At 67.0% G+C, this 18,771-nt stretch carries 12 protein-coding genes; 10 read left to right on the forward strand and 2 right to left on the reverse strand.

Going from position 1 to position 18,771, the window contains the following annotated elements:
* Positions 1-82 precede the first annotated feature (82 nt).
* From NA3_RS10570 to NA3_RS10585, 4 genes are all read left to right on the forward strand, one after another.
* On the forward strand, positions 83-889 hold the full coding sequence (locus NA3_RS10570) for an SDR family oxidoreductase (protein WP_062963344.1): 807 nt from the start codon (positions 83-85) through the stop codon (positions 887-889).
* 59 nt (positions 890-948) lie between these two features.
* On the forward strand, positions 949-1,734 hold the full coding sequence (gene hisN / locus NA3_RS10575; RefSeq protein ID WP_227995343.1) for a histidinol-phosphatase: 786 nt from the start codon (positions 949-951) through the stop codon (positions 1,732-1,734).
* 361 nt (positions 1,735-2,095) lie between these two features.
* Entirely contained in the window at positions 2,096-3,481 is a 1,386-nt protein-coding gene (locus NA3_RS10580; protein WP_062963345.1) for an acyl-CoA dehydrogenase family protein, read from the forward strand.
* Between the two features lie 46 nt (positions 3,482-3,527).
* Positions 3,528-4,766, forward strand: coding sequence for an acyl-CoA dehydrogenase family protein (locus tag NA3_RS10585; RefSeq protein WP_062963346.1), 1,239 nt, complete (start codon positions 3,528-3,530; stop codon positions 4,764-4,766).
* A 60-nt stretch (positions 4,767-4,826) separates the two neighbouring features.
* Here NA3_RS10585 and NA3_RS39010 read toward each other — a convergent pair whose 3' ends face one another.
* Positions 4,827-9,776, reverse strand: coding sequence for a T3SS effector HopA1 family protein (locus NA3_RS39010; protein ID WP_218021801.1), 4,950 nt, complete (start codon positions 9,774-9,776; stop codon positions 4,827-4,829).
* 7 nt (positions 9,777-9,783) lie between these two features.
* Positions 9,784-11,457 carry a hypothetical protein gene (locus NA3_RS36825; protein WP_128145127.1) on the reverse strand — a complete coding sequence of 558 codons (1,674 nt, stop codon included), beginning with the start codon at positions 11,455-11,457 and terminating at the stop codon, positions 9,784-9,786.
* Between the two features lie 157 nt (positions 11,458-11,614).
* Here NA3_RS36825 and NA3_RS10600 point away from each other — a divergent pair, with 157 nt between their 5' ends.
* From NA3_RS10600 to NA3_RS10625, 6 genes are all read left to right on the forward strand, one after another.
* Positions 11,615-11,878 carry a hypothetical protein gene (locus tag NA3_RS10600; protein ID WP_062963349.1) on the forward strand — a complete coding sequence of 88 codons (264 nt, stop codon included), beginning with the start codon at positions 11,615-11,617 and terminating at the stop codon, positions 11,876-11,878.
* Positions 11,875-12,306 (forward strand): YbaB/EbfC family nucleoid-associated protein, encoded by a 432-nt coding sequence (locus NA3_RS10605; RefSeq protein ID WP_062963350.1) that lies wholly within the window; start codon positions 11,875-11,877, stop codon positions 12,304-12,306. The genes NA3_RS10600 and NA3_RS10605 overlap by 4 nt, the downstream gene beginning before the upstream one ends.
* 181 nt (positions 12,307-12,487) lie before the next feature.
* Complete coding sequence (locus NA3_RS10610) at positions 12,488-14,149, forward strand: acyl-CoA synthetase (RefSeq protein WP_372464242.1); 1,662 nt, start codon at positions 12,488-12,490, stop codon at positions 14,147-14,149.
* 144 nt (positions 14,150-14,293) lie between these two features.
* Positions 14,294-15,952, forward strand: a complete 1,659-nt coding sequence (locus NA3_RS10615; RefSeq protein WP_062963351.1) for an acyl-CoA synthetase — start codon at positions 14,294-14,296, stop codon at positions 15,950-15,952.
* 127 nt (positions 15,953-16,079) lie between these two features.
* Positions 16,080-16,658 (forward strand): hypothetical protein, encoded by a 579-nt coding sequence (locus tag NA3_RS10620; protein WP_062963352.1) that lies wholly within the window; start codon positions 16,080-16,082, stop codon positions 16,656-16,658.
* A 595-nt stretch (positions 16,659-17,253) separates the two neighbouring features.
* Positions 17,254-18,609: a PepSY-associated TM helix domain-containing protein gene (locus NA3_RS10625; protein WP_128145703.1), complete on the forward strand. Its 1,356-nt coding sequence runs from the start codon at positions 17,254-17,256 to the stop codon at positions 18,607-18,609.
* Positions 18,610-18,771 lie beyond the last annotated feature (162 nt).

Raw genomic sequence — 18,771 nt, forward strand, 5'->3', positions numbered from 1 at the left:
ACGAAGCCCCACACGACCGGAGCCCGCCACTAGCCTCGATTTCGAATATTCGTGGTTTCATCCAGCCGAAACAGGAGGGTCGATGGGGACCATCGCCGTAACCGGGAGCGCGTCGGGGATCGGGGCGGCCGTCGCCGCCCACCTGGAGAAGGAAGGGCACCGGGTCATCGGGGTCGATCTGCGCGACGCCGAGGTGACCGCCGACCTGGGCACCGCCGAGGGACGCGCGCACGCGGTCGCCGAGGTCACCCGGATCAGCGCGGGCCGGCTGGACGGATTCCTGCCCTTCGCCGGGGTCGCCGCCGCGACCGGGCGTCCCGGTGGGCTCGTGGTGTCGGTGAACTATTTCGGCGCGATCGCGCTGCTGGAGGGGCTGCGGCCGCTGCTGCGCGAGTCCGGCAACGCCTCGGTGGTGCTGGTGTCGTCGAATTCCACGACGACACAACCACTCTGGCCGGTGGAGCTGGCCGATGCCTGCCTGGCCGGTGCGGAGGAACGCGCCCGCGGCATCGCCGAATCGTTCGGTGACCTGGGCGCGATCCAGGCCTACCCGGCGACGAAAGCGGCCCTGGCCTGGTACGCCCGCACCAAGTCGGCGGAGTACATCGCCGACGGCATCCGCCTCAACGCCATCGCGCCCGGCATCATCGACACCCCGATGACCCAGGAGGGCAGCAAGGACGCGCTCACCGGTGAGGGCATGAAGCAGTTCCTCGCCATGACCCCGATCGGGCGGCCGGGACGCCCGGAGGAGATCGCCGAACTCGCGGCCTTCCTGCTGTCGGCCAAGGCCGGCTTCTTCGTCGGCTCGGTCATCTTCTGCGACGGCGGTATCGATGCGGCCTTCCGCGGCAAGGATTGGCCCGCGGTCTGGAATCCGCAGCAGTAGCGCAGAGCGCCGCAAGGCCGCGAATGGCTCCGATGGGGTGCGCCCATTACGGTGGCCGTGTGAGCGATCATGCCGGCGATCTCGACCTTGCCCTGCTGTTGGCCGATGCGGCCGATGCGATCACCCGTGATCGTTTCGGCGCCCTCGACCTGAAGGTGAACAGCAAACCGGATCTGACCCCGGTCTCGGATGCGGATCTGGCGGTCGAGCGGTCGCTGCGGGAGATTCTCATCGAGCGGCGGCCGCACGACGCCGTGCTCGGTGAGGAGTTCGGCGGTGCGGCCGAGTTCACCGGCCGGCAGTGGGTGATCGATCCGATCGACGGCACCAAGAACTTCGTGCGCGGAGTTCCGGTGTGGGCCAGTCTGATCGCGCTGCTGCAGGACGGGGTTCCGGTCGTCGGCGTCGTCAGCGCGCCCGCGTTGAGCCGACGATGGTGGGCCGCAACGGGTTCCGGCGCGTGGACCCGCTTCGAGGCCGGGGAGCCGAAGCCGATCACGGTCTCCGAGGTCGGCGGGCTGAATTCGGCCAGTCTCGCGATCTCCAGTCTCTCCGGCTGGCGGGACCTGGGGCTGCGTGACCAGTTGATCGACCTGACGGATCAGGTGTGGCGCACCCGCGGCTACGGCGACTTCTTCGGCTATTGCCTGCTCGCCGAGGGCGCGGTCGATATCGCCACCGAACCGGAGGTCTCGCTGTGGGACCTCGCGCCGCTCGACGTGCTCGTGCGGGAGGCCGGCGGCCGCTTCACCGCCCTCGACGGGACCCCCGGACCGCATCACGGCAGCGCGGTCGCCACCAACGGGTTGCTGCACGATTCCGTACTCGAAGCGCTGCGCGGCTGAGGACGGCACCTCGGCACGCGCGACGGTCTCGGCCTGCCGACTCTGCCGAGCGCGACCGTCTGACACGAAATCGGAACACTCGACGAAATCGAACGCCGCATCGCGCCGAAGCCCGGCCGATGCGGCGTTCGCCGTGTGCGCGCACCGACGTTCGGCCCGTCGTCACCTGGGTACCCGGTGGTCGTCCTGGTCAATTGCCCTGCTTGTGCGGGCCGGTTGCCCGGGCAGCCGATGGGATCGAGACCACGGTGATATCCGCAGCCTCTCGACTGCGTTCTTACTCTGGAGTAAGATAGACTTACTCGAAAGTAAGATCCTGGGACCGATCACCCGAACCCCACACCCGAGAAGACTGGTGACTATGAGCACTCGAGACACCGCAACGACGCGACGTCCGGATTCCGCTGTCGGCCTCAACCCGGTCAAGCGCGACTGGATGGGCGCGGCCATGCGGGTCATGACGACCATTACCGGTTCCGAACTGGCCGAGAAGTACAACCTGCGCAAGCCCATCGAACGGCTGACCTACGAGGGCACCAAGACCGGCTTCCGCACGCTCGGCGCCGCGACCCGCGCATTCGGCAAGGTATCCGGGGGCGGCAAGCCGAAGCGCTTGCCCGCCAACGAGTCCCGCAGCAAGGACTACTTCGATCTCACCCCGACCGACGAACAGCAGATGATCGTCGAGACGGTGCGCGAATTCGCCGCGGAGATCCTGCGCCCGGCGGCCTACGAGGCCGACGGCGCGGCCCAGGCGCCCAAGGATCTGCTCGAGCGCGCCGCCGAACTGGGTATCACGCTGATCAACGTGCCCGAGGAGCTCGAGGGCGCGGCCACCGAGCGTGGCGCGGTCACCAACTCGCTGGTCGCCGAGGCGCTGGCGCACGGGGATATGGGCCTGGCGTTGCCGATTCTGGCCCCCTCGGGTGTGGCCGTCGCGCTGTCGCAGTGGGGTTCGGACGCACAGCAGCAGACCTACCTGGGCGCCTTCACGGGTGAGAACGTGCCGCAGGCCTCGGTCGTGATCAGCGAGCCGCGGGCATTGTTCGACCCGTTCGCGCTGCAGACCAAGGCCACCCGCTCTCCCAGCGGCTACCGGATCAACGGTGTCAAGAGCCTGGTTCCGGCCGCCGCCGACGCCGAGCTGTTCATCGTGGGCGCCGAAATCGACGGCCGCCCCGCGCTTTTCATCGTCGAATCGGATACGCCGGGTGTGGTGATCGAGGCCGATCCGAGCATGGGCCTGCGCGCCGCCGGTCTGGGCAGGCTGATCCTGGACAACGTCGCGGTTCCGGCCGAGGCCATCCTGGGTGACGGCGACGCCGCCCAGCGCGCCGAGGAATACGCCGACGCCGTGCGACTGGCCCGCCTGGGCTGGGCGTCGCTCGCGGTCGGCACCGGTCAGGCCGTGCTGGACTACGTCAAGCCGTATGTGAAGGAGCGCGAGGCGTTCGGCGAGCCGATCGCGCACCGGCAGGCGGTGGCGTTCATGGTCGCCAATATCGCCATCGAACTCGACGGCCTGCGGCTCGTGACTCTGCGGGGTGCGTCACGCGCGGAGCAGGGGTTGTCGTTCTCCCGGGAGGCGGCGCTGGCCCGCAAGTTCGCCACCGACAAGGGCATGCAGATCGGCCTGGACGGCGTGCAGCTGCTCGGCGGTCACGGCTACACCAAGGAACACCCGGTCGAGCGCTGGTACCGCGATCTGCGGGCGATCGGCGTCGCCGAAGGTGTGGTCCTGATCTGATCCGGGTCTCCTCGACCCCCTGAACCGTATTGATGGAGACATTCCGATGATCAATCTCGAACTCCCCAAGAAGCTGCGGGCCAGCGCCAACCAGGCCCATCAGGTCGCCGCCGAGATCTTCCGGCCCATCTCGCGCAAGTACGACCTGGCCGAGCACGAATACCCGGTGGAGCTCGACACCATGGCCGCCATGGTGGAGGGCCTGGCCGACTCCGGCACCCAGGACATCTCCGGTGCCACCGGCGGCCGCAAGGCCAAGTCCGGTGACGAGGCCGCCGACAGCCATGCCACCGAACTGCTCGGCAACAGCAACGGCGGCAACATGTCCGCCCTGCTGAACGCGCTCGAAACCTGCTGGGGCGACGTCGGTTTGATGCTGTCGATCCCCTACCAGGGTCTGGGCAACGCCGCGATCGCCGCGGTCGCCACCGACGAGCAGCTGGAGCGCTTCGGCAAGGTGTGGGCGGCGATGGCCATCACCGAACCGTCCTTCGGTTCGGACTCCGCGGCCGTGTCGACCACCGCGGTGCTCGACGGTGACGAGTGGGTCCTCAACGGCACCAAGATCTTCGTGACCGCCGGCTCGCGCGCGACCCACATCGTGGTGTGGGCCTCGGTCGACAAGTCCAAGGGGCGCGCGGCGATCAAGTCGTTCGTCGTGCCGCGAGATGCCAAGGGCCTCACCGTCGCTCGCCTCGAGCACAAGCTCGGCATCAAGGCCTCCGACACCGCGGAGCTGCGCCTCGAGGACTGCCGCATTCCGGCCGACAACATCCTCGGCAGCCCGGAAGTCAACGTGGAGAAGGGTTTTGCCGGGGTCATGCAGACCTTCGACAACACCCGCCCGCTGGTGGCCGCGATGGCCATCGGCGTCGGCCGCGCCGCGCTCGAGGAACTGCGCACCATCCTCGAGGAGTCCGGCGTGGAGATCTCCTACGACATCCCCGCCAACAACCAGTCCGCCGCCGCCGCGGAATTCCTTCGCATGGAATCGGATTGGGAAGCCGCCTACCTGCTCGCCCTGCGCGCGGCGTGGATGGCCGACAACAAGAAGCCCAACTCCCTCGAAGCCTCCATGTCCAAGGCCAAGGCCGGCCGCATGGGCACCGATGTGACCCTGAAGGCCGTCGAACTGGCCGGTGCGGTGGGCTACTCCCAGCGCACGCTGCTGGAGAAGTGGAGCCGTGACTCGAAGATTCTCGACATCTTCGAAGGCACCCAGCAGATCCAGCAGCTGATCGTGGCACGGCGCGTGCTGGAGCTGAGCAGCGCACAGCTGAAGTAGGTTGCGGGACAACGGAAAACCGGTGTGGGTCCATCCCGCACCGGTTTTTTCGTCGGTACGTCAGGTCTCGGTCGGCGGTGGGTTGGAACCGTTCGCGGGACCGGTGGTGGCGAGTCGCTGCCAGGGGTGTGAGCCGGGCGGGGAAATGCCGAACTGCCAGCGATCTCCCGGGCGATAGTTCGCCGGGACGGCGGTGGGCTCGCCGGTGCGGTTCGAATCGGTACTCGGATTCGCCGAATCCGCAGCGGAATTCGCTGTCTCGCCCGAACCGGAGGTCTGGGCCGATGCCGTGCCCGAGCCATGGCCGGACGCCGAACCCTCCCCGGAGCCGGAACCCGAGGCATCGCCGGAACCGGAAGCGTCGCCCGAACCCGAACCATGACCGGAGCCGGAACCAGAACCGGAACCAGAACCGTCACCGGAACCAGAACCGGAGCCGGAGCCGGAGCCATGACCGGAACCAGAACCGTCACCAGACCCTGAACCATGACCGGAGCCAGAACCCTCACCGGAACCAGAACCCGAGCCGTCACCGGAACCGGAACCCGAACCGGAACCCGAGCCGGAACCCGAGCCCTCGCCAGAGCCGGAACCCGAGCCCTCGCCAGAGCCGGAACCCGAACCGTCACCTGAGCCGGAACCGGAACCCTCACCGGAGCCGGAACCCGAACCGGAGCCGGAGCCCTCACCGCTCTCGGCGGCCGGTGCGGGGGGCGGCGCGGGTGGTGGCGCTTGCGCGACGGCGCCATCGTCGTAGTACGGGTCCTGACCGTTGTCGCCCGGTCCCATCCCTGATCCCATCGACATCATGGTCATGGCGGCCATCGCGGCACCGAGAAGATTTCCCATTCCCCCCATCGGATCGGCACTCGCGCCGCCACCTCCGAAAACGCCGCCACCACCGCTGCCGAGACCGGTTCCCGGCGACAGTTGGCTGGGGTCCTGGCCGAGGCTGCCCGCACCATCCGAGGAGGAGCCGTTGCTCGGGAGCGAGCCGGGTGTGGTCGGCTGCGAACCCGGCGTGTTCGGGCCCAAGGAACCCGGATCGTTCGACCACGCACCGTCGTTCGGTACCGAACCCGACGAGGACGGGCCCAGCGGCGTCGGCGTCAGCGCGGACGGCGGAGTAGGCGTATAGGTGTAGCCGGAGGGCGCCGTCGGCCTGAGCAGAGTCGGCTCGGTCGCCGTACTCGGAACGGCCGGGGTGATCGGCGCCGGAGATCCCGAGCCGGATCCGGATCCCAAGCCGGATCCGCTGCCTTGACCCGATCCATCGCCCGACCCCCCGTCGCCGCCCTGATGTCCCCAGGGCGACCAGTGGTTCGACGCGAAGAAGCCGACGGCGCCGACGGCACCGGCTCCCAGAAGAAACTTCTTGCCCTTGCTCATCTTCTTCTTGTCGCCGTCGTCACCGTCGTCGGGCTTCTTCTTGTTCTTGTCGTCCTTGCTCTTGTCGTCGGCCGCCTTGTCCTTGTCACCGGCGGCCTTGTCGTCGGTGCCTTCGGATTTGTTCGCGCTTGCGGCGTTGCCGTCGCCGGTGTCGCCCGTCTTACCCGAGTCGTCCCCGCCGTCCTTCGAGCCGTCGACGTCGTCCTTGTGGCGTCCGGCCGCGTTATAGCCGTTCTTGTCGTACCCCTCGCGGTTGAACCCGGCCCGGTTATACCCGTCCTTGTCGAAACCGTTCGGGTCGTAGCCTTGGCTGTCGTACCCGTCCCGATGGGCGCCCGCCCGGTTGTACCCGTCCTTGTCGTAACCGCCGCGGTTGTACCCGTCCTTGTCGTACCCCGCCCGGTTGTACCCGTTCTTGTCGTATCCGTCCCGGCTGTACCCACCACGGTCGAAACCGGCCCGGTCGTACCCGTTCTTGTCGTATCCGTTCTCGTCGTAGCCGTCCCGATGGGCACCGGAACGGTCGTACCCGTCCTTGTCGTGGCCGTCGCGGTTATACCCCTCTTTGTCGTATCCCGCCCGGTTGTACCCGTCCTTGTCGTACCCCTCCCGGCTGTACCCGTCCCGGTCGAAGCCCTCTTTGTCGAAGCCGTCCTTGTCGTAGTCGCCCTTTCCGGAGTTGTTTCCCGAGTCGTCGCTACCGGCCTCCGGGGAACCGTCGCCCTCGTTGCCCGCCCTGTCTGCTCCGTTCCCGGGGCCGCCGTTGTCGGCGCCGTCGTCACCCTTCACGGATGTGCCACTACCGGCTTCGTCACCGCCGTCACCCGGACGAGCGACAGGATTCTCGGGCGGGCCCTTCGCCTCGGCCGCACCATCCGGCCCGTTGCCGTCGGATCCCGCAGGAACTTTTTCACCGGAGCCTGTGTCCGGGTCGTTCGACTGACCGTCAGCGCGCCGCTCGCCCGTAGGTGAGGGGCTCGGATCAGTTCCCGCCTCGCCAGGCGCAACAACGCGTTCGGGGTGGAAGGTCCCCTCCCGGTCGTACCCGGCCCGGTTGTATCCCCGCTCGTTGTAGCCCTCCCTGTCGTATCCGTGCCGGTCATACCCGAGCCGGTTGAATCCGTTGTCGTCGTACCCGTCCGGCTTGCAGCCCCACCTGTCGTATCCGTACTCGTTGTACCCGTCCCGGTCGTATCCCTCCTCGTCATATCCGCGGCTGTCGTATCCCTGCTCGTCGACCAGGCCCCTGTTTCCGCCGGGACCATCCGCGCCCTCTCCGTCACCGGAAACCCCGTCCGGGCTGCCAGGCCGACCGTCATCCCCGCCCTCACCGGCCAGTGCAACACCATCCGGCTCCTGCGGCGGCGCTTCTGGCGGACGGCCGAACGGCGGCTCACCGGATTCCCCCGCCAGCGGCTCGTGCGAAGGCGCACCCGGAGGTGAACCCTCTACGGGATCACCCGGCACGGGGACAGCTCTCCGTTCGCCCGGAGTCCGCCCGCCTTCCGGCCGCACCGGTGACGGACCCACGCCGGGTTCGCCTCGCGCCGGACCGGGAGCTGGTGACGCGGGTGGCGGCTGCGCACCGGCCGGAGCGCCGGCCCTCGCGGCACCGCCTTCGCCACCTTCTCTTGCCGCTGCCGGCCTCTGACTGGGAGCTGGATTGGTTGTGGCCTGTGAATCACCGACATTACGGAATGGATTGTCCGGCCAGATCCCTTTGCTTTGCAGTTGGACATCGACATTTCTTGCGAAATCCTCGAAAGTCCCGCCGTTCTCCAATGTCTCATGAAGCCCGTCATATATCGCTTCTGCACGTCTTGTACCGAAGCTGTGTCCCGCTACGGTGGGTTCGGCACCGATAGAAACACCGTCCATGACCTGATGGGTCATGGCAGGAGTCAGATGCATGAAGGCATTGGGATTGTTATCCGAAAACCCACCGAGCCAGTCCGTGACTCGATTCGCAGAGTCGATATCCTTGACATAGATGACGATATTGTCCGGACGATGACTGCCCGGCCCGGAAATCTTCGCGGCGTACACGTCAGGAAAATTACCCGGACTATCGATCACATCATGCACGAGAGAGCGCATCAGAGCAGGTGCCGAATCACCTCGCGCATTGACATATACGCGGTACCCGACGTCGTCCGAGTCGGCACCCTCCCTCAGGTAGTGAACAAAACCCCTGTCGTGCGGACTCATACCCGCTGCAACAGAAGGACTGAATTCTGAAACGCCGTGAGACATTTGATACACGGCCCGCGCGCCGGGCGGCCGGTCGGCAGACAAATCCCCCAGAGCGTCTATATATCCCCTTCCGTCGTTGACGCGATTGGACTCGTACGCTTTGGCGTACGCCCTATATACATCGTTTGCATCGTATGTGAATTCGCGGTCGAGCCACACCTCGTGCAGAAAATCGTTCAGGCTCTCCCTGGACAGCGAGGGCGGTTCGACACCGTTGCGGGCGTGAGATTCCTCCCGCAGCACAAAAAGGTCGCCGAAAGATGTGTCGTTACCCAATCGATTCCGCAGATCACTCAACGACCTGGGCTCATCGAAGATATCCGGATGGTCCGCCAGCGCTCGGGAAATCACCTCGTCGGGATTGCTCGGCGGTCGAACCGGTCCCGGATCTGTCACCGTTGGGCCGTGTGGGGGTGGTCCCGGATGGGCGAGCACGGCGGCCGACCCGAGAAAACCACCGGCGAATCCGGTGATCAGGGCCTGTTTGAGTTCCTCTTTCGTCGGCAGATGTCCGGTGAGCACGGCCTGGGCTCCCACGCCCGCCACGCCGCCGGCCACACCCCCCACGGTGCCGATCATCGCGGTCGGCCCCACCCGGGCCAGATACTTCATCGCCTTGGACGTCGCCTGCTGGGCCACCCGGGCATATGCCCGATTGACGATCGGCGCTAGTTTGAGGCCGGCGACCAGGCCGGCACCACCGGCGATTCCGCCGATAGCAGTCGATCGGCCGACGCTGCCCCAGTCGATTTCGTCCCGATGATGGAGCTTGTACTTCTGAATCGATTGCGCCGAAAGGTCGACGAGGCCACCGGTTCCCGCACCCACCCCCACACTGATCGCGGCCACCTTCGCCAATGGAATACCCCCACGCCGCAACACGGCCGCGGCACCGTCCTCCTCTACCCTGTTCAGGAGCGTGCGTCCCGCCGCCTTCCATGCGACCTCGGCCCGCGCCTTGTCCGCGGCGGCCTTCATCGCGCCGGGCCCGGCGAGAGCGAGGTCGACCGCGATCTGCACGAGCAGCGCCACGCCAGTGGATATGACCAGCAGCTTCGTGTACTCGACATTCTGTGCGGTTTTGTTCAGCTGATCGGCCATAACGCGGCAGCATTTTGCCGAGTTGCGCATGTCCGCGACGACTTGCTGATTTCTCCCATCTTTCGCGTTCGAGGTGAGCCCCGAAATAGCCAGCTGCTCCGCCGCGGAAGCCTGCTCATATCGACCTGCTTCGGAATCCCAGTGGTCCGCGAAAGTCGACCAGCCGGACGCACACCGTCGCATTGCGTCCTCGTCGCCCTCCGGGAAATGCCCGGCGCAGGCCGTAACCAGCCAATCCGGGAACTCACTCGGCAACCGCAGGGTCATGAGGCGATTACACCTGCTCGCGTATGTAGTCCTTCGGGCTGTGCCGCCTGGCGGTTTCCACCAGCAACCGGTGCAATACGCGCGCGGGTGCGCCGGCGTCTGCCGGGTTCATCTGCACCTCGACGAACGCGTCCGCCAGGGCCATTCCGGGCTCGAAACGGCCGTTCGGGAAACCGTATCGGCTCAACCCGTCACGCCATGTCAAATACCCTCGGACGATAGCGCCGAGTGGCGTCTCGAGTCTGCTTTCACCACACTCGGACAGGTATTCGGAAATCATGGTCCGCTGCGACACCGCGTGAGCCGCGAGGCCGCCGGAAATATCGAGCGCATGGCCGAGTTGACGAACAATGGTGGAATACACCGGCCGATTCTCGGATCCGCGAGAAATCTTGCCGCGCCGGATTTCCGAGGTGACCTTCTCCGCCAGTGCGGCAGCGTCCTTCGCGAACGCCACGTTCAGAGTCAAACCCGCGAGCAGGGGACCTGAGCCGCCTGCATGTCGAGACCGTTCGAGCCTGGTGACAGCCTCCCCGCATTCGGCGATCGCGAATTTCGGAAGTGCGAGATACGGATACGCGGTGAGAACATCGTCGAGAGCCGCAGCGATCTCCCGGAGAACATCCAGCCCGATGCCCGGAGTTTCGAAACCGAGAACTCGCAAACCGTGGCGCTCCATCAGCGCTTCGGCAAGCTCCCGGGCTTCGTCGGGCGTAGCAAGGCGCACCTTCTGTTGCTTGTCCTCGCGCCGGGGACGAGCCTGAGATGCCGAGACCGCCTTCCGCGGCGCAGTCTTGCCGGGAGGAGCCTTCGGCGCCGAGGGCGAATTCGGCCGCGCCCCATGCGATTCACCGGGCCGATTCGACGGAGCCGATACTCTCCTCGGAGCACTCGGGCCGGTCGGCGCGGCGCCCGGCGAACGCGACCAGGGCGTGTTCGGTCGCGCCGGTTCCGCGGCCCGCACCCCGTCGCTCTTGCCGGAAGTTCCGTTAGCCGCAGCTTCCCGGGACGGCCTACGCCCGGTATCCGGTGGCAGTGCCCCCGAAGGCGGCTGTGCCCCGTTTGTACTCGGTGCCGGGGAATCGGATCGACCTGTCGTCTGCGAATCTCCGGACGTTGCCGGTGTGTTGTTCGAGGTGGCGCCCGGCGGATTCGAGGCCGGCTGTCCGACACCAGCTGCTCGCTCACCGTTCGATGGCGTACCGTTCTGCCCTGCATATGCGCTGTTCTGCCCTGCATACGCGCCCGGTCCGACGACGGGTTGCGATGGACGTGCAGATCCGGGCGTCTGGGCGACGCTGGAAGGCGTCGTATTCGGAGGCGCAGCGGCCGAGTACGGCTCGATTCCTGAGCCGTACTCGCGGTCGGGCATCGCACCGAGAACCGATGACCGGCCGAGCTCATCGGCGTTGTTGACTCGTTTCGCTATGTCGCCCAGGAGATTTCCCTCGGTGGTGAGCGATCCGAGCGTCTTACTCAGACTGTCGAGCAGGTTTCTGGCATCCGGCACATAGGTTTCCGCGAACGAGCGACCGGGGGTATCCTCACCCCAGCAATCGCCTTCCGCCGCCAGGACGGCCCGAAGCTCATCGTGGGCCCGGCGGGCGGCCTCCCCGATGGACTCGTATTCCTGCATGACGGCATGGAGGCGATCCGCATCGACCCGCAGCTCCTGCGCCATCTCAACCCCCTGACTCGGTTATCGACGATTCTCCGTCTGCGGGGTCACTTTCCCGACAATGGGAATGCTCACTGTTGGCGGCAGGGCGTGATGTACGACAGTTTCGAGATGCACGTTCCGGACGTGCTCGCGAGGCAAACGAACGGAGTAGATCGTTATGGGTGGCGCGAACCTGTCTGCGTCCAAAGAGATTGTCCTGCAGTTGCTACGCGGTGAGATCGACGCCGACCGTAATCGAGCGATGTTCGAAGAGGACGTCGTCCTGTTCGCCCTGCTTCGCTTGGATGACAAGGAGCCCGAGTGGTTGTTGCGCGAGATCGCGAACACCACCTGGCCGCGTAAGTTGCGGGAGACCCTCGCCGCAGCGATGGTGAAACACCGAGCCGAAGCCACCGCGGCGCTCGGGGACGATCCCCGATGACCGATCCGCTCGCCCCGGAAGACAACGACTTCCGGCGGCAGGCGCGTATGGAGATCAACAACATGCTCGACGCTTACGAAGAGCAGAAGGCGAGTCTCGCGGGAATACGAGCCCATCTCGATTCCGTTCGTATCCAAGCCAGTTCAGTGGACGACACCGTGACGGTGAGCGTGGATTCCGCCGGTATCGTCACCGAAATCAAGCTGCAGCCCGCCGCCATGCGGGCCAAGCCCGACGATCTGGCCCGCAAACTGACCGAGGTCATACGCGAAGCTGCCGCTCATGCAGGGAAATACACCGCAGAGAAGATCGCGCCAGTGACCGACATCGTCGGTACTCTCCCCGACCTGCCCGACCTGCTTCCCGGGGCGCCAAGCCTGCGCGATCCCTTTCCGGACAGTACCGAAGACGACACACGGTCTTACTGAACCGGCGTGCCGACGATTTCCGCCCGCCGATCGTGAGCCGATCGCTCATGCCGATTGTCGCCATCGAACTTGTCCGCGACCCACAATCGAGGCCAAGTCGTTGACCGGAAGTGTGTACCAAGTCACACTTGCGGCTGCTACCGTCCCCAGCACGCGGTCGGGTCGTGTGGAGGTGGTTGACGTGGGCGTCGGTATCGGGTCGGTTCTGCAGGGGGTTGCGCGCAAGGCGGTCGAGGTGACCGAGGCGGTGCGGGCGTTGAATGTGCTGCGGGAGCGCGGTTTCATCGATCCGCGCGATCTCGGTGAGACGGTGTGGTCGGCGAAGGAGGGGCGCCGGCTCGGGCCGCAGGCGACGATGGTCCGGCATGCCGCGCGCATGTGGCCGCAGCGGGCCGCGCTGGTCGACGAGCACGGGAGTATGACGTTCCGCGAACTCGACGACAATTCCACGCGGCTGGCCCGCGGCCTGCGATCGCTCGGCGTCGAACCCGGAACGGTCATCGGCATTCTCGCCCGCGATCATCGTGGACTGTTGCTGGCGATGGCGGCCGCCGGGAAGGCCGGGGCGCGGCTGGCGCTGATGAACACCGGCTTCGCGAAGCCGCAGTTCGCGCAGGTCTGCGAACGCGAGCACGTGAAGGTGGTGCTGCACGACAGTGAATTCGTCGGCCTGCTCGACGCGCTGCCGCCGGAGCTGCCGCGGGTGATCACCTGGGTCGACGACGGCGCCGAATTGCCCGCGGGCGCCATCACGATCGAGGAACTGATCGCGGCCCACCCACCGAACGAGCTGCCGCTGCCGGCCAAGCCGGGCGGCTTCGTGATCCTCACCAGCGGCACCACCGGACTGCCGAAAGGCGCTCCCCGGGAAGCGGTTTCGCCGATCGCCTCGGCCCAGATCGCCGATCGGATCCCGTTCCCGCGGCAGGGCACGATGCTCATCGTCTCGCCGATCTTCCACAGCACGGGCCAGGCCACCTGGCTGATCGCCACCGCCCTCGGCACGACGACGGTGATGATGCGCCGCTTCGACGCCGAGCGCACCCTGGCCCTGATCGCCGAACACGGCGTCGACCTGCTGGTAGCGGTGCCGACGATGCTGCATCGGATGGTCGAACTCGATCCGGCCGTGCGTGAGCGCTACGATCTGTCCTCGCTGAAATCCATTGTGCTGGCGGGATCGGCGCTGTCGCCGGAGCTGACCGTGCGTGCCACCGAGGCGTTCGGCCCGGTGCTGTACAACCTCTACGGCTCCACCGAATGCGCGGTGGCGACGGTGGCCCAGCCGGCCGATCTGGCCATCGCCCCGGGCACCGCCGGCCGCGCGCCCGTCACGTGCGAAGTGGTGTTGTTCGACGAGAACGACAAGCGCGTGGACGGCCCGAATGTCAAGGGGCGCATTTTCATTCGTTCCGGCGCACCGTTCGGTGGTTATACCGACGGACGGCACAAGCAGATCATCGACGGCTACATGTCCTCCGGCGATGTCGGCCACTTCGACGAGCACGGGCTGTTGTTCATCGACGGCCGCGACGACGACATGATCGTCTCCGGCGGCGAGAACGTCTTCCCGCAGGAGGTCGAGAACCTGCTGCTGGAGCGGGCGGACATCTTCGACGCGGCGGTGGTCGGGGTGGACGACGTGGAATTCGGCAAACGCCTGCGCGCCTTCGTCGTGCCGGAGCCCGGCGCCACCCTGGATCCGGAGGAGATCAAGGCCTACGTCAAGGGCACGCTCGCCCGCTACAAAGTGCCTCGTGACGTGGTGTTCCTCGACGATCTGCCGCGCAACGCCACCGGCAAGCTGCTGCGCCGGGCATTGGTGGAATACCAGATCACATAATCGGTCACCCGACCAGTTGTACGGTACCGTCGGTTACAGAGACGCGAACCACATCCACGCGCCCCTGCTTGCTAGGGTTAGCACGCACTGGATCTCGATGTTGCGGTCCCGCCTGCCTGGCGGAATCCGCGGAAGGTTGTACCTATGTCAGCTGTCCTTCCGTCAGCAAGCACTGCCCTCCGAAAGGCCGGAGATCTGGCTCTGGGGGTCAACGTCATGCGCAAACGCGGGCTGTTCAGCCCGCTGCGGCCGGACCACGCGGTCAGCTCGGCGCTCAACGTCACCAGGTTCGGGCCCTTCGCGGGCGTGATCATGCACGCCGCGAAGACCAATCCGACGTCTGCGGCGCTGCTGGACGAGCGGGGCGAGCTGACCTTCGCCGAGGTCAACGAGCAGTCCAACCAGCTGGCCCGGGGCCTGGCGGCGCACGGTCTGCGCGAGGGTGATGTGGTGGCGCTGCTGGCGCGCGACCACCGCGGCATGGTGCTGAGCCTGGCCGCCACCGGCAAGCTGGGTGTGCGGGCAGTGTTGATGAACACCGGCTTCGCGAAGCCGCAGTTCGCCGATGTCGCCGCGCGCGAGCAGGTGAAACTGGTGCTGCACGACAGCGAGTTCTTCGACCTGATGAGCGCCATCCCCGACGAGATCCCCCGCATCCTGACCTGGGTGGACGAGTCCGACAACGTCGATCCCGCGATCCCGACCGTCGATTCGCTGCGCGAGGGCCAGTCCCCCGATGCGGTGAGCGCGCCGACGAAGCCGGGCGGCATGGTGATCCTGACCTCCGGTACCACCGGCACCCCGAAGGGTGCGCCGCGTGACAAGGTCAGCCCGTTCATCTCCGCGCAGTTCCTGGATCGAATTCCGTTGCCGCGCAATGGTTCCATGGTCGTCGCGGCGCCGGTTTTCCACGCCACCGGCCTCTCGCAGTTCACCCTCGGGCTCTCGCTGGGCAACCGGATGATCTTCCAGCAGCGGCGTTTCGATCCGGAGAAGACGCTCGCCAATATCGACAAGTACAAGGCCGAGTCGCTGGTGGTGGTGCCGACCATGCTGCAGCGCATGCTGGACCTGCCGCCGGAAACGCTCGCCAAGTACGACATGTCCTCGCTGCGAATGATTTTCGCCGCGGGCTCGGCGATTCCGCCGGACGTCGTGACGCGCAGCCTGGACTACTTCGGTGATGTCCTCTACAACGTGTACGGCTCCACCGAATGCGCGTTGATCACCGTGGCGAGCCCGGAGGATCTGCGCAAGTCTCCGAGCACCGCGGGCCGCCCGCCGCTCGGAATCCGGCTGGCGCTGTTCGACGAGAACCGCAAGCGCATCACCGAACCGAACGTCACCGGCACGATCTTCATCGAGAACGCGCACTCGTTCAAGGCCTACACCGACGGCCGCACCAAGGAGATCGTGGACGGCATGATGTCCAGCGGCGACGTCGGGCACTTCGACGAGGACGGGCTGCTGTTCATCGACGGCCGCGACGACGACATGATCGTCTCCGGCGGCGAGAACGTCTTCCCGCAGGAGGTCGAGCACCTCATCGCCGACCGCCCCGACGTGCAGGAGGCGGCGGTCATCGGTGTCGACGACAAGGAATTCGGAAAGCGCCTGCGCGCCTTCGTCGTTCCGGGTCCCGATTCCAAGCGCGACGCCCAGGAGATCAAGGACTACGTCAAGGCGAACCTCGCGCGTTACAAGGTGCCGCGCGAGGTGATCTTCCTCGACGAGCTGCCTCGCAACGCCACCGGCAAGCTGCTGCGCAAGCCGCTGGCGGAAATGGACGTCACCGGCGACTGAGTTCACCGGCACGCCTCGGCCCGGGAGTCCGACTCCCGGGCCGATCGTGTTTCCGCGGAGCTTCCACGCGGAAAGAGTTCGGCGGATCTGTGAATCGGCGTCGAAGCGGTCGGCTATCATTCAGCTCGTGTTTCCCCCGTCCGGCCGCGTATCGGCCCGCGCCCAGGTGTCGACGCGTGCGCGTCGGGCCGCGGTGGCGCGGTTGCGGGGCGCGTCTGCCGGATCCGTGTCGGGGGCCCTGTCCATCGCCGCGCACGGGTGGGCGGCCGGCGGGATGCCGGTGCAGTCCAGCACCCTGATGCTGCTGGTGGCCGCCGCGACCGTGGTCGGCGCGCTCGTCGCGGGGCTGGCACCGCTGCGCACCACCGCTGTCGGACTCGTCGCGGCGCTGTGGGGCGGGCAGCTGATCGGCCACCTGGTGATGTCGGCGGATATGGCGCAGATGCACGATATGCCGCTGTGGACGCCCGCCATGCTGGGCGCCCACCTGGTCGGCGCGGTGTGCGCCGCCGTCGTCATTCTCGGCGCCGAGGCCGCCTACCGGATCGGCACCGCCGTCGCGCGGGCGCTGCCTGTCCCGGTCAGCCTCCCGGCCGTCGACGAACCGATTCTTCCTCGCAGCGTTCACCGCGACCGGGTGATCCTGCGGATCTTCCCCACCGAGACCTTCCGCACTCGCGGACCCCCGCCCGCTGCGTACTGCTGAGCCATCTCAACACCCACACTCGCGAATCCTTCTCGCCGACAGTGCGTTCCGGGTAACCGGTGCGGCATGCCGGGTGCTTCGTACTCGAGATCGGGCGGCATATCGGCCGCACCGAAGCCTTCCGGGCGCATCCGGACCGCGTCGTTCCGGCGCGAATTCGGCTGTCTCGGAACGCCACCGATGCGAGCACCCGCGGCGACCCGGGCATCGTAGGGTCCACACGGTCTGCGGCCCCTTGGTAACCCGCGGACCCTGGTACCGCCACAGTCCCAGTGCGGCGGAAGACGAGACCAGCCGGTGCCCGGATTCGGTCGCGCCGCATGGCATATCGCCGCGCGGCGCGCTCGAGGCGATTCGAGTCGCGGCGACGCGATGTCGCGCACAGCCATGTGTGGGTGCCCTCGAAACAGGAGCACTACCAGTGAGCATCACCGATATTCCGGCTGCCGGCACCGAGCCGCCGCAGCCGGACACGTCGCCGCCCGGCGCGGCGCAGCAGTCACCACCCGGTTCGGCCGGCCAGTCGCCACCGGACGCGGCCGAACAGTCGCGACCGCCTCGGGCCGGCACCGGACGGGCGGTGCAGGCGCTGGCCATGCGGCTGCACTTCTATGCCGGCGTCTTCGTCGCGCCGTTCATCCTGATCGCGGCGGTGACCGGAGCCCTGTACGCGGTCGCTCCCAGCATCGAGTCGATCGTGAATCGCGATCTGCTGCATGTGGATTCGACCGGCCCGGCGCGGCCGCTGTCGGAGCAGATCGCGGCGGGTGTGGCCGCCGAACCGGGACTCGCGCTGGTCGCGGTCGACCCGGCGCAGCACGCGGGCGACACCACCCGCGTGATCTTCACCGATCCCGGCCTCGGCGAATCCGAGCGGCGCGCGGTCTTCATCGATCCGGCGACCGCGACGTCCGTCGGCGACAGCGTCGTGTACGGCAGCACCGGTGCGCTACCCATGCGCACCTGGATCGATGTGCTGCACCGCAACCTGCATCTCGGCGACGCGGGCCGGCTCTACAGCGAGATGGCCGCGTCGTGGATGTGGATCATCGCGCTCGCCGGTGTGGTGATGTGGCTGCGCCGCTCGCGTGGCTCGCTGCGGCGGCTGCTGTGGCCGGATCGGTCGAAGTCCAGTCGCCCGCGCAGCGTCGGCCGGCATGCCACAGTCGGGATGTGGATCGTGCTGCCGCTGCTTTTCCTCTCGGCGACCGGTATGACCTGGTCACAGTATGCGGGTCAGCACATCACGTCGATGCGGCAGCAGTTGAGCTGGACCACACCGGTCGTGAACACGGCGTTGCCGGGTGCGCCGATGCCGTCGATGCCGGCCGGTGGTGAACATGCCGAACACACCGGCGGCCACCACATGTCGACGCCCGTTTCCGCCGACCGCGCCGCCGAAGTGGACAAGGTCCTCGCGGTGGCCCGTGGGCACGGTATCGACGGTCCGGTCGAGATCACGATCCCGGCGAAGGACACCACCGCCTTCACCGTCAAGGAACGCCGCCTGTCCGGGGTCTACACCCAGGACGCGATCGCGGTGGACGGGAAGACCGGCGATGTCACCGACATCCTGCGCTACGCGGACTGGCCGCTGATGGCCAAACTCGCCAACTGGGGTATTCAGCTGCATATGGGCATGCTGTTCGGCCTCGCCAATCAGCTGTTGCTGCTGGCCACGATGATCGCGCTGATCACCGTGATCGGACGCGGCTATCTGATGTGGTGGCGACGGCGTCCGACCCGCGAGAACAGCCCGTTCACCGTCGGGCGGGCACCGGCGCGGGGAGTGCTGCGCCGGGCGCCGCTGTGGATCGGTGTGCCGCTGATCGCGGTCACCGTCGGGATCGGATGGTTCGCACCGGTCCTGGGCATGAGCCTGCTCGCGTTCCTGATCGTCGATGTCGTCCTCGGCCTGATCGCGAGACGGCGCCGGGGAGCACTCGCCTGAAGTCCTGAACCGCATTCGGTTACGGCACCTGCCGACCTGATTCCGCTGCGCCGGAACGTGTTTCCCGCGCATACGCGCGACATCACGTCGCCCGTCGCGATGGACCGCGCCCGGCCGGGATCGTAACAGCCGCCGACAGCCATCGGCCGGCATCTACCGAGT

The sequence above is a fragment of the Nocardia africana NBRC 100379 genome, from assembly GCF_001612635.1.
In the GTDB taxonomy this organism is placed as follows: Bacteria; Actinomycetota; Actinomycetes; order Mycobacteriales; family Mycobacteriaceae; genus Nocardia; species Nocardia africana.